Annotated in this window: 9 protein-coding genes and 1 rRNA gene; 5 read left to right on the forward strand and 5 right to left on the reverse strand. The window is 62.3% G+C overall.

Annotated features, from left to right (window positions below):
* Window positions 1–137: 137 nt before the first annotated feature.
* The 5 genes from HBO24_RS26975 (at window position 138) to HBO24_RS26995 (ending at window position 5,490) form a co-directional block, all read left to right on the forward strand.
* Entirely contained in the window at window positions 138–1,025 is an 888-nt protein-coding gene (locus HBO24_RS26975) for a LysR family transcriptional regulator (protein ID WP_057439128.1), read from the forward strand.
* Window positions 1,026–1,141: 116 nt separating this feature from the next.
* On the forward strand, window positions 1,142–2,248 hold the full coding sequence (locus HBO24_RS26980; RefSeq protein ID WP_120732453.1) for a tartrate dehydrogenase: 1,107 nt from the start codon (window positions 1,142–1,144) through the stop codon (window positions 2,246–2,248).
* A gap of 2 nt (window positions 2,249–2,250) precedes the next feature.
* Window positions 2,251–3,699, forward strand: coding sequence for an aldehyde dehydrogenase family protein (locus tag HBO24_RS26985; RefSeq protein WP_170060700.1), 1,449 nt, complete (start codon window positions 2,251–2,253; stop codon window positions 3,697–3,699).
* A gap of 32 nt (window positions 3,700–3,731) precedes the next feature.
* On the forward strand, window positions 3,732–4,490 hold the full coding sequence (locus tag HBO24_RS26990) for an SDR family oxidoreductase (RefSeq protein ID WP_057439131.1): 759 nt from the start codon (window positions 3,732–3,734) through the stop codon (window positions 4,488–4,490).
* Between the two features lie 28 nt (window positions 4,491–4,518).
* Entirely contained in the window at window positions 4,519–5,490 is a 972-nt protein-coding gene (locus HBO24_RS26995; protein ID WP_057439132.1) for a cyclase family protein, read from the forward strand.
* A gap of 1 nt (window position 5,491) precedes the next feature.
* On the opposite strand, the gene HBO24_RS27000 is transcribed toward HBO24_RS26995, so the two are convergent.
* The 5 genes from HBO24_RS27000 to rrf form a co-directional block, all read right to left on the reverse strand.
* Window positions 5,492–7,921 (reverse strand): TonB-dependent siderophore receptor, encoded by a 2,430-nt coding sequence (locus HBO24_RS27000; protein WP_170060701.1) that lies wholly within the window; start codon window positions 7,919–7,921, stop codon window positions 5,492–5,494.
* 98 nt (window positions 7,922–8,019) lie between these two features.
* Window positions 8,020–8,994: a FecR family protein gene (locus HBO24_RS27005; protein WP_057959047.1), complete on the reverse strand. Its 975-nt coding sequence runs from the start codon at window positions 8,992–8,994 to the stop codon at window positions 8,020–8,022.
* Window positions 8,991–9,503 (reverse strand): sigma-70 family RNA polymerase sigma factor, encoded by a 513-nt coding sequence (locus HBO24_RS27010; RefSeq protein ID WP_170060702.1) that lies wholly within the window; start codon window positions 9,501–9,503, stop codon window positions 8,991–8,993. The genes HBO24_RS27005 and HBO24_RS27010 overlap by 4 nt, the downstream gene beginning before the upstream one ends.
* A gap of 117 nt (window positions 9,504–9,620) precedes the next feature.
* Window positions 9,621–11,513 carry a penicillin-binding protein 2 gene (gene mrdA, locus HBO24_RS27015; protein ID WP_128593927.1) on the reverse strand — a complete coding sequence of 631 codons (1,893 nt, stop codon included), beginning with the start codon at window positions 11,511–11,513 and terminating at the stop codon, window positions 9,621–9,623.
* 231 nt (window positions 11,514–11,744) lie between these two features.
* Window positions 11,745–11,860, reverse strand: a 5S ribosomal RNA gene (rrf, locus tag HBO24_RS27020).
* Between the last annotated feature and the right edge of the window lie 158 nt (window positions 11,861–12,018).

Raw genomic sequence — 12,018 nt, forward strand, 5'->3', positions numbered from 1 at the left:
CTCGACAGCTCCCACAAGGGATCGGCGGTGCCTCCAAAGTTGAGTCAACAGCATATGTCCAATGTGTGAGGGGCAGATGATTGGACAGTCCCGCCCCAACTGCGTAGTTTTCACAGACCGCGCACAAGGACTCTGGCATGGCCCCCGATCTCACTTCCATCGAGCTGTTCCTCAAGACGGTCAAGCTCGGCAGCCTGTCCCGGGCGGCCGAGCATTCGCACCTCTCGCTGTCTGCGGCCAGCCGGCGCCTGTCGTTGCTGGAGCAACACTTCAAGGTCGCCCTGTTGCACCGCTCCTCCACCGGCGTCTCGCCCACGGCGGCCGGCGAGGTGTTGGCCGAGCATGGGTTGACGATTTTGCGCGCAGTGGATGTGATGCACGCTGACCTCGCCGACTACGCCAAGGGCGCCACCGGCCGCGTGTGCCTGTATGCCAACAGTTCGGCGATGAGCCAGCAACTGCCCAGCCAATTGACCCAGTGGAACGCCCAACATCCCGGTATCCGCCTGGATATCCGCGAGGAGCGCAGCCGTGAAATCCTGCAGGCGGTGCGCGATGGCGTGGCCGATGTGGGCATCGTCACCACCCAACCGGGCGGCGAGGACTTGCGCTTTGCCCCTTACTGCCAGGACCGCCTGTGCCTGCTGGTGCCCGATGATCATCCGTTCAAGATGCGCCATGCGCGCTTTGTCGATTTGCTGGGCTATGACTTCGTCGGCCTGGAGGACAACGCCGCCATCACCGCGCTGATCACCGAAGCCGCCGCCGCGATTGGCATGCCGTTGCGCCTGCGGATCCAGGTGCGCAGTTTTGAAGCCGTGTGCCGGCTGATTGCCGCCGGGCAAGGGGTTGGCGTGCTGCCCCAGGGCGCGGTGCAGATCTTTCGCAAGGAAATGGCCTTGCGCTTTATCGAAATCGACGACCCGTGGGCCGACCGCCAGATGTACCTGTGCATGCGCCAGGAACAGCCTTCTCCTACAAGCCTGGCGTTATTCGACTACCTCGCTGCCCGCCACTGCGCCTAACCGCGAGCCTTCGAATTTTGCGAAGGCCACTTCCATAATCAGCAATTCCCCCACCGTGGCACCTGTGCCAAGAATGTCCCCGCCTCACTGACAACAACAAGAACAGGAGACACGGCGTGTCCAATTCCACGACCAGTACCCCCCATCGGATTGCCGTGATTCCCGGCGACGGTATCGGCCGCGAGGTAGTGCCCGAAGGCCTGCGCGTACTGCAGGCGGTCAGTCGGCGCTTCGGCATTGCCTTTGAGTTCGATCACTTTGCCTGGTGCAGCGAACACTACCTGGCCCACGGCACCATGATGCCGGATGATTGGGCCGAGCAGATCGGTAGCCATGACGCGATCTTCTTCGGCGCCGTGGGCGCCCCGGACATCATCGCCGACCATACGGCGGTGTGGGAGTCGCTGCTGAAGATCCGCCGGCAGTTCGACCAGTACGTCAACATTCGCCCGGTGCGCCTGATGCCCGGCGTGCCCTGCCCGCTCGCCGGCCGTGTGCCGGGGGATATCGACTTTATCGTGGTGCGCGAAAACACCGAGGGCGAATACTCCAGCGTCGGCGGGCGGATGTGGGAAGGCACGCCGCGTGAGATCGCGGTACAGGAGTCGATCTTCTCCCGCGAAGGCGTGGACCGGGTGGTGGACTATGCCTTCAAGCTGGCCCAGCAGCGACCGCGCAAGCACCTGGTGGCCGCCACCAAATCCAACGGTATCTCCATCACCATGCCGTTCTGGGACGAGCGGGTGAACCTGATCGCCCAGCGCTACCCAGACGTCAAGACCGCCAAATTTCACATCGACATCCTCTGCGCACACTTTGTGCAGCACCCGGACTGGTTTGACGTGGTGGTGGCCTCCAACCTGTTTGGCGACATCCTCTCCGACCTCGGCCCGGCCTGCACCGGCACCATCGGCATTGCGCCGTCGGCCAACCTCAACCCCGAGCGGCGCTACCCGTCGCTGTTCGAGCCGGTACACGGTTCGGCACCGGACATTGCCGGGCTGGGCGTGGCCAACCCCATCGGACAGATCTGGTCGGCCGCATTGATGATCGAGCATCTGGGCAATGGCGACCCGCTTTACCAAGAGGCCGCAGCAGCCATTGTCTCAGCCATCGAGACGGTGCTTGCGCAAGGCCCGCGCACCCGGGAAATGGGCGGCAGCGCCAGTACGATTGAAGTGGGCGTGGCCATCGCCGAATGCATCGCCGGGAACAGGAGCTGAACATGATCAACGCACATTACATCGCCAACCAATGGCAAGCCTCGACATCCCTGGAAGACATCCCGGTGATCGACCCCAGCAGTGGCGAAACCTACTCCAGCATCGCCCGTGGCACCGCTGCCGATATCGACGCCGCCGTCAGCGCCGCGCGCCTGGCCGTGGGTGAGACCTTCGACGGGCCATGGGGCTCGTTGTCGGCACTGGAGCGTAGCCGCCTGCTGGCCAGGCTGGGCGCAGCGGTGTTAGCGCATCACGAAGAGCTGGCGCAGATCGAGGCGCGGGACACTGGCAAGGCGCTGAAAGTGGCACGGGCCGATGCCACCGCCCTCGCCCGTTACTTCGAGTATTACGCCGGCGCGGCCGACAAGTTGCACGGCGAGACCCTGCCCTATCAAAACGGCTACACGGTGCTGACGGTGCGCGAGCCCCATGGGGTCACCGGGCATATCATCCCGTGGAACTACCCGATGCAGATCTTCGGGCGCAGCGTCGGTGCGTCCCTGGCGGCAGGCAATGCCTGTGTGGTCAAGCCGGCGGAGGATGCCAGCCTGTCGTTGCTGCGCCTGGCGCAGATTGCCGCCGAGGTGGGCTTCCCGGCCGGCGCGATCAATGTGGTGACTGGCTACGGCTACGAGGCCGGCGCGGCGTTGTGCAGCCATCCGGGGATTGATCACATTTCGTTTACCGGTTCCACCACGACCGGCACGGCGGTGTCCAAGGCCGCTGCTGAGCGGCACTGCCCGGTGACCCTGGAGCTGGGCGGGAAATCGCCGCAACTGGTATTCGCCGATGCCGACCTGGACGAAGCCTTGCCGGTGCTGGTCAACGCCATTGTGCAGAACTGCGGGCAGACCTGTTCGGCGGGCAGCCGGTTGTTGGTGGAACGCAGCATCTATGAGGCCCTGGTGGAGCAACTCAGCCAGCGCTTTCGCGAACTGCGCACCGGGCCTTCGGCGCTGGACCTGGATATGGGCCCGCTGATCAACCAGAAGCAGCAACGCCAGGTGCGTGAGTTCGTGCGCGAGGCCGAACAGGCCGGGATCACCGTAGCCGCCCGCGGCCAGGTGGTGGCCGAAGCCGGCAGTGGCGGCTACTTCCAGGAAGCAGTGCTGTTTCGCGATGTGCCGCCCGACAGCCGCCTGGCCCGGGAGGAAGTCTTCGGCCCGGTGTTGGCCGTGATGCCCTTTGACGATGAAGCCGAGGCCATCCGCCTGGCCAACGGCACCGAATTCGGCCTGGTCGCCGGCGTGTGGACCCGCGACGGTGCCCGGCAGATGCGCCTGGCGCGCAAGCTGCGCTGCGGCCAGGTATTCATCAATAACTACGGGGCCGGCGGCGGGGTTGAACTGCCCTTCGGCGGCGTCAAGGCCAGCGGTTATGGCCGGGAAAAAGGCTTCGAGGCCCTGCTGGGCTTTACCACCTTGAAGACCATTGCGATCAAACACGGCTAAGCCATTACAACAACAAGAAAGGAGCACACTCCATGCGTCTAGCAAACAAAGTTGCCATCGTCACCGGCGCCGGCTCCGGGTTTGGTGAAGGCATCGCCAAGACCTTTGCCCAACAGGGTGCGCGGGTTATCGTCGCCGACATGAACGCCACCGGCGGCCAGCGGGTGGTCAATGAGATCGCCGCCAGCGGCGGCCATGCCCATTTCGTTGAGGTCAATGTGGCCAACGACGAAAGCGTGGGCGCGCTGCTGCGCGCCACCCTGGAGCAATTCGGCGCTCTGGATATCGTCATCAACAACGCAGGCACCACCCACCGCAACCGGCCGATGCTGGAAGTGGACGAGGCCGAGTTCGACCGGGTGTTCGCGGTCAATGTCAAAAGCATCTTCCTCAGCGCCAGGCATTTTGTGCCGCATTTTCGCGGCCAGGGCGGCGGCGTGTTCGTCAATATTGCCTCGACCGCAGCGATCCGCCCGCGCCCGGGACTGGTCTGGTATAACGGCAGCAAGGGTGCGGTGGTGGTCATGAGCAAAACCATGGCGGCGGAGCTGGGGCCGGACAATATCCGCGTCAATTGCGTGAACCCGGTGGTCGGCGCAACCGCGTTGCTCAGTGAGTTCATGGGCGTGCCGGACACCCCGGAAAACCGCCAGAAGTTCATGGCGACCATCCCCCTGGGACGTTTTTCCACCCCGCAAGACGTGGCCAATGCCTGCCTGTACCTGGCCTCGGACGAAGCGGCCTTTATCACCGGCACCTGCCTTGAAGTCGACGGTGGGCGCTGCGTGTAACTCAACGACCAAAGGGATCGGAGTCGATATGTGTGACTTACATAACAAGAACGAACCGAACACCAGGCAATTACTCGAAGGCCTGCCCAAGAACTGGGGCAAATGGGGACCGGACGATGAAGTCGGCGCCCTCAACTACCTGACCGAAGCCGAAGTACTGCGCGGTGTCGCTTCGGTGCGCCAGGGCAAGACCTTCACCCTGCAAGTGCAGATCGGCCATCCGGGCGGTGACCCGATGTGGCCGGCGCGCAACCCGTCGATGCGCTTCAATACCCTGGATCACAGCCACTATCACTTCGGCAAGCAACCCGAAATGACCGGCGGCGCGGCGTATTGCGACGATGTGATCTTCATGCAGTTGCAAGGCTCGACCCAGTACGACGCCCTCGGGCATGCCTGGTACGACAATCAACTGTGGAACGGCTACGACGCCATGAGCACCGTCGGCGGCATGGCCAAGGCCAGTGTGCTGGCGATTGCCGAGCGCGGCGTGGTCGGGCGTGCGGTGTTGATCGACATGGCCCGCCATCGCGGCAAGAAATACCTGGGCCGTGGCGAAACCTTCAACCACCTGGACTTGCTGGCCGCCGCCAAGGCCCAGGGGGTGACCATCGAAAAACGCGACATCCTGATCATCCGTACCGGCTCCATGGGCGCGTTCTACGAGTATGGCAAAACCGAGTTCTTCAAGGACCTGGTGGAGCCTGGCCTGACCTACAGCCGGGAACTGGTGGAGTGGTTCCACGCCATGGAAATCCCCAACCTGGTGACCGACACCATCGCCAATGAGGTGATCACCGATCCGGTGTCGGGGGTGCAGATTCCATTGCATTGCGCGCTGATGCGCAACCTCGGCATCGCCTTTACCGAGATCGTGCTGCTGGAGGATCTGGCCGCCGATTGTGCCGACGACGGCCAGTGGAAGTTCCTCTACACCGCCGCGCCGTTGAAGATTGTCGGTGGCAGCGGCGCGCCGGTGAATCCGGTGGTGATCAAGTAGCTCACCAATCGTAGGACACGGCCAGGGACGCGGTGCGCTCCTGGCCGTAATAGCAGCCAAAGGAGTAGTTGCAGGACGAGACGTACTCGCGGTCAAACAGGTTCTGCACGTTGAGGCTGGCTTCGGCCCCCTTGAATGTGGGGCTGACGCGGCTCAGGTCGTAGCTGACGGTGGCGTCAAAGACCACGAACGACGGGGTCTTGAATGTGTTGGCCGAGTCGCCGTACTTCTTCCCGGTATACCGCGCACCACCGCCTACGGTCAGGCCGGCCAGGGCATCGCTGGCAAAGTGGTAGTCGGCCCAGGCACTGGCGCTCCACGGCGCCTGCGCCTCGCTGCGGTTGCCCTCGTCGCCGTAGTTGCTCTTGGTATAGATCGCGTCCAGGTACGACAGCGCACTGATCAACTCCACCTGGCCAAACCGGGCCTTGCCTTCAAATTCCACGCCCCGCGAGCGCACTTCGCCCTCCTGCAACTGGTATTCGCGATAGATCAGATCGCCGGTCAGGACGTTTTTCTGTTTGATCTGGAACACCGACAAGGTCAGCAGCGACTGGTCGTTGGGCTGGTATTTGAGGCCTGCCTCATACTGCTCGCCCTCCACCGGTTTATAGGCGCCGCCGCCACGCGCCGGGGCCAGCCGGCCGACGCTGGGCAGAAACGACTCGGCATAACTGACGTAGGGCGCCAGGCCGAAGTCGGTGAGGTAAGTCAGGCCGACGCGACGCGTGAGCTGCTTGTCTTTCTGCGACACCGTGCTGTGGTCCAGCAGGTCGCGATTGATCACTTCGGCCCAGTCTTCACGCAGGCCCATGGTGAGGATGAAACGGTCGAACTTGATCTGGTCCTGGGCATAGAGGCCGGTCTGCTTGACCGTGTTGTTCCACTTGGTGGTCAGTTGCGGCTGGCCAAAGGTGTGGTAGTTGGACGGCTGGTAGAGGTCGATGATTTCTGCGCCGTAAAGGTTGTAGCCCTGATATTTACGGGTGAACTCGCGGTGATCGAAGCCCACCAGCAAGGTGTGTTCCAGGGCACCGGTGGCGAACTTGGCCTCCAGGTTGTTATCGAGGGTGTAGGCGCTGTTGTGTTGGCGCCAGTCGAGCTTGGTGCGGCTGGCGCGGGTGTCGTCGGTGCTGCCATCGGGCAGTTCGACGAAACGGTTCAGGTAAAAACCTTTGTAGCGGTCGTTGACGTCGGTAAATCGCGCGGTCTGGTGGTATTCCAGGTTGTCGTTGAAGGCATGGGAGAAGTCATAGCCCAGCACATACTGATCGCGAATATAGTTGTTCCAGTCGGAGTCGCCGAGGAAGGTATCGCGGTCGATATGCTGGCCTTTGGAGTTGCGGTACAGGGTGCCGATGGCCGGCAACGCCTGGTAGTCGGCCAGGGATTTGTCACGTTGGATCTGCGCATAGATCGTCAGGGCAGTGTCATCCGTGGGCGCCCAGGTCAGGCTGGGGGCCAGCAAGGTGCGGCTGTCGGTGGCATGGTCGACCATCTCGTTACCGTCGCGGACCAGGCCGATCAGACGGTAGCTCAAGGTTTTTGCCTCATCGAGGGGGCCGCTGAAATCGAGGGCGCCATTGACCCGGTCGTAACTGCCCACGCCAAACTTGACCTGGTGCCGGGCTTCAGTGGTGGGCCGCTTGGACACCAGATTGATCATGCCGCCCGGCTGGTTCTGCCCAAACAGCACTGAGGCCGGGCCCTTGAGCACTTCAATGCGTTCCAGGGTGTAGGGATCGATCTGTGGCGCACCACCGAGGCTGCCGGCGTAAGGCAGATAAGCGCCATCGAGATACAACAAGGTGGGCGCGAAGCCACGGCTGGTCAGCTCGTCGGCGATGGTGTTGCGATCGGTGTAGCCGTTGGTGTCGACGCCTGGGGTGTAGCGCAGGGACTGGGTCAGGTTGCGTGCGCCCTGGACCTTGACCTGGTCGGCGGTGACCACGTTGACGGTCTGCGGGATCTCCAGGATCGGTGTATCGGTCTTGGTGGCCGTGGCGCTGCGAGTGGCCACATAGCCATCCACCTGGCCCCAGGCATCTTCCGCGACCAGGCCGGTGACGGTGGTGGCGCCAAGGTTCAAGGCGCCGCCTTCGGGCAGCAGGTACAGGCTCCAGGTGCCATTGTCGGTGACGGTCAGGCCCAGGCCGCTGCCGGTCAGCAAGTGTTGCGCAGCCTGTTCGGGGCTGTATTGGCCCTGCAACGCCGGCGCGCGGCGGCCTTGCAGCAAGGCCGGGCTGACCGACAGCGTGCGTCCGCTTTCCCGCGACAGCCGGCTCAGGCTATCGCCGAGGGCTGCAGCGGGCAGATTGAAATATTGCTGGGTGCTGGCGGCCGTATCGGCCAGGGCGGCCACGGGGTGGCCGACTACAGCCAGGGTTACGGCCAGGGTCAACAGGCAGGGACGGATCATCGAGGGTGCCATAGGGTGAGGATGCTCATTGTCAGGTTGGCGTTCCCTAACCTTGACTCGCGAGATCGGCGACCCCCTCACGCTGAGTGAAAATAATTCCCATTGGCTGCTCAGCGCACGTCAATCAGGGTCAACCAGGGGCCGTAGTGACTGATGCGCAGAGGGAAGGTCTGGGCCAGCGACTCCAGGGTTTGCTCCGGATCATCCAGTGGGTACACGCCATAGACGCGTACTTTTGCGGCTTGCTCACTGACCCGCAGCACGCCCCGGCGATACGGCCGCAGGGCGTCGATCAGCAGGCCCAGGGGCTCATCACGGATATCCACGCGACCGTCGCGCCAGTCCGTGCGGCTGCGTACCGAGAGCGGTACCGGGCGCACATCGACATCGCTGAACCACGCGGCCTCCCCCGCCTCTACACGGCGCTGGCTGCCGCCGAGCGTGGTGACCTGGACGCTGTGCAATTGCACCGAGGTCAGGCTGCCGGTGGCCTCCTGGCGCACCATGAATTGCGTGCCCAGGGCCTGGACTTCGCCCTGGGCGGTGGCGATCACAAACGGCCGGCGCGGGTCGGCGGCGACGTCCACGAACACTTGGCCCTCACGCAGGCGCACCAGGCGACGGCTGTCACTGAAGTGGATGTCCACCGAACTGCGGGCATTGAGACTCAGGCGGCTGCCATCGGCCAAAGCGAAAGTCTTGCGCTCACCGGTGGCGGTGTGGCGGTCGGCCCACAGGCCATTGAGCGGCTGGGCGCGATCAAAGATCGCCGCACCGCTGACACCGAACAACACCAGGGCCAGGCCACCGCGCAACACCTTGCGCCGCGATTCGGAATCCGGCGTCGCCAGGGCCTGGGTAACGGCGCGCAATTGGCCGGGACTGCGGGCTTCGACGCGCTGCAAATCAGCAATCGGCTGCTGCAGCAAACTGCCCACACGCTGCCAGGCAACGGTGTGCTGGGGGTTGGCCCGCAGCCAGGTTTCGAAGGCTTGGCGCAGCACAGGGTCGTCATCCCCAGCCTCAAGGCGTAGCAGCCAATCCACGGCGGCGCGAGTGGTGGCGTCCACCTTGGGGTAACTCATGTCAGGTCCGCCGACTCGGCCAGGCAATGCAGGAAAGCCCGGCGCAGATCGCGCTCTACCGTGGCCAGCGACACGCTCAACTGCTGGGCGATGACGGGCTGCGACAAGCCTTCGAGGCGATTGAGCATAAAGATTTGCCGGACACACGGCGGTAGGCCGTTGAGCAGGCGGTCGATGCTTTCCAACGCTTCGCGCACCAGGGCCAGGTCTTCTTCCGAAGGGGTATAGGCGTGCGGCAACTGCGCCAGGCTGTCGAGGTAGGTCTGCTCCAACCGCTTGCGCCGCCAGAAGCTGAACAACAAGCGGCGCGCCACGGTACTGAGAAACGCGCGGGGCTCATCGAGTTGATGGAGCTGGCGCGCGTCCAGAATGCGGATAAACGTGTCCTGGGTCAGGTCCGCCGCATCTTGCGGGCACTTGAGCTGACGATACAACCAGGCGCGCAACCAGCGATGGTTGTCGTCATAAAGCGTTGCCAGAAGGACCTTGGGATCGGTAGGAGTAGACACGCGGGCAGCCAAGCACGTTAATGATAATTCATCTCATTATCTGCGCAGACTGCGGCTAAATGCAATTGCTTATCTACCCAGCGAAACCTCGCCCAAGACAGCTTGACGATACTGGCGTTAGACACGAGGGTCGCCCGATGTCTTGGCCGGCGTGGCGTACTGCGGTTTCAGGTGGCCTTGTTGATCGAGCAACCAGGCATCCATGATCTGGCGCACCACCGGGCCTGCCACGCGGCCGCCCGCCTCGCCGTTTTCAATCATCACTGAAATCACGATCCTGGGGTGCTCGGCCGGGGCGAAACCGACGAACAATGCGTTGTCGCGGTTGCGCTCGCGGGTCTTCAGGCGGTTGTAGCGCTCGCCCTGCTTGATTGCCACCACCTGCGCGGTACCACTCTTGCCCGCGATCCGGTACTGCGCACCGGCGGCCGACGCCCGGGCAATCCCGCGCGGGTCGTGCATCACCATTTGCATGCCGTGGTTGACCTGATCCCAGTCGCGCGGGTTCTTGAGGACGATATTGGGCATAGGGTTTTCGTCCGCTGGCGGCACGCCGTCGATGGTTTTAGCCAAGTGCGGGCGATTCCACACGCCCTTGTTGGCGATCAGCGCCGTGGCCTGGGCCAGTTGCAACGGAGTGACCTGCATGTAGCCTTGGCCAATGCCGAGAATCACGGTTTCACCCGGGAACCAGGGCTGGCGACGGGTTGCACGCTTCCAGGCCTGGGACGGCATCAGGCCGGCGGATTCTTCGAACATATCCAGGGAGACTTTCTGCCCGAGACCGAATTCGGCCATGTAGTCGTGCAGGCGATCGATCCCCAGCTTGTGGGCCAGGTCGTAGAAGTAGGTGTCGTTGGAACGCATGATGGCGGCGTCCATATCTACCCAGCCATCACCACTGTGGTTCCAGTTGCGGTATTTGTGATCAAAGTCCGGCAGTTGGTAGTAGCCGGGGTCGAAGACCCGGGTCTGGGCGGTGACCACGCCGCTGTCGAGACCGGCGATAGCCACTTCCGGCTTGATCGTCGAGCCCGGCGCATACAAACCGCGCAGCACCCGGTTGAACAAGGGGCGATCGAGGGAATCATGCAACGCGGCATACTCCTTGAAACTGATGCCGGTGACGAACGAGTTGGGATCGAAGCTGGGTTTGCTGACCATCGCCAGGACTTCGCCGGTTTGCGGGTCGAGGGCCACGACTGAACCGCGACGATCACCCAGGGCTTCTTCGGCGGCTTCCTGGAGCTTGATATCCAGGCTCAGGACGATGTTTTTGCCGGGGACCGGGTCGGTATGCTTGAGCACCCGCAGGACTCGGCCCTGGGCATTGGTCTCGACCTCTTCATAACCCACATGGCCGTGCAACTGCGACTCATAGAAGCGCTCGATGCCGGTTTTACCAATCGACTGCGTGCCACGGTACTCGACCGAATCCAGCTCCTTGGACTCTTTCTCGTTGATGCGCCCCACGTAACCAATGGAATGCGCAAAATGTGCACCCAGTGGGTAGTGCCGCACGAATTGCGGCTCGACCTCCACGCCGGGCAGGCGGAATTCGTTGACGGCCAGTATGGCAATCTGCTCTTCAGTCAGCTCATAGAACAACGTCACGGGCACGAACGGGTGGCGCGCTTGCTTCAGGGCCTTGTCGAAGACGGCGCGGTCTTCGGCTGGCAGGTGCAGCAGAGCGATAATCGAGTCCAGCTCCCCTTTCAGGTCAGTAGCCCGTTCGCGGGTGATGGTCAGGTTGTAACTGGGACGGTTATCGGCCAGGACCACACCGTTACGGTCATAGATCAAGCCGCGAGTCGGAGTGATGGGCAGAACATGGACACGGTTGTTTTCGGAGATGGTGGAGTGATAGTCGAACTCCACCACTTGCAGGAAATACATGCGGGCGACCAGGGCGCAGGTGATGCCAAGCACCAGTATTGCGCAGGCCAGCAGGCGCTTGTTGACCAGACGGTGCTCTTTTTCGTGGTCTTTGATCGGTATGGCTTCGGGCATTTCTACAGCATCTCGTTGAATAAGGGCGATGCCGCATCCTGCGGTAGAAAAGTCGGTCCCTGGGAAAAGCTGCTGCACCATACCAAATATGACGAAACACTTTGTATTGAATTGACCGAAGGGTAATTGAGGTGGGTAGCGGCAGAGTTGCGGGTTAGTTTTTACGCGCGCCTTTTCGACCGCCCAAAACAAAACCCCAACTGCTTTCGCAATTGGGGTTTCGGAATTTAATCTTGACGATGACCTACTCTCACATGGGGAAACCCCACACTACCATCGGCGATGCATCGTTTCACTACTGAGTTCGGGATGGGATCAGGTGGTTCCAATGCTCTATGGTCGTCAAGAAATTCGGGTACTGAGTCGTGACCAGATGGTCTCGCTTCAGCAAATTGGGTATGTGACAGCTTTCGGTGTTTTGTGAGATTCGAACTTTCGGTTCATTTCGTCTTCACACACCGCAATCTGATGCTTTTGCTTGTTTCCAAGTCAAGAGTAGTCAAAT

The sequence above is a fragment of the Pseudomonas sp. WS 5410 genome (genome assembly GCF_012985645.1).
GTDB lineage: Bacteria > Pseudomonadota > Gammaproteobacteria > Pseudomonadales > Pseudomonadaceae > Aquipseudomonas > Aquipseudomonas shahriarae.

What these genes read in the sequence shown, in the direction of transcription:
- HBO24_RS26975 (WP_057439128.1), top strand. Translation starts at nt 138, where the DNA reads ATGGCCCCCGATCTCACTTCCATCGAGCTGTTCCTCAAGACGGTCAAG.
- HBO24_RS26985 (WP_170060700.1), top strand. Translation starts at nt 2,251, where the DNA reads ATGATCAACGCACATTACATCGCCAACCAATGGCAAGCCTCGACATCC.
- HBO24_RS26990 (WP_057439131.1), top strand. Translation starts at nt 3,732, where the DNA reads ATGCGTCTAGCAAACAAAGTTGCCATCGTCACCGGCGCCGGCTCCGGG.
- HBO24_RS26995 (WP_057439132.1), top strand. Translation starts at nt 4,519, where the DNA reads ATGTGTGACTTACATAACAAGAACGAACCGAACACCAGGCAATTACTC.
- HBO24_RS27000 (WP_170060701.1), bottom strand. Translation starts at nt 7,921, where the DNA reads ATGGCACCCTCGATGATCCGTCCCTGCCTGTTGACCCTGGCCGTAACC.
- HBO24_RS27005 (WP_057959047.1), bottom strand. Translation starts at nt 8,994, where the DNA reads ATGAGTTACCCCAAGGTGGACGCCACCACTCGCGCCGCCGTGGATTGG.
- mrdA (WP_128593927.1), bottom strand. Translation starts at nt 11,513, where the DNA reads ATGCCCGAAGCCATACCGATCAAAGACCACGAAAAAGAGCACCGTCTG.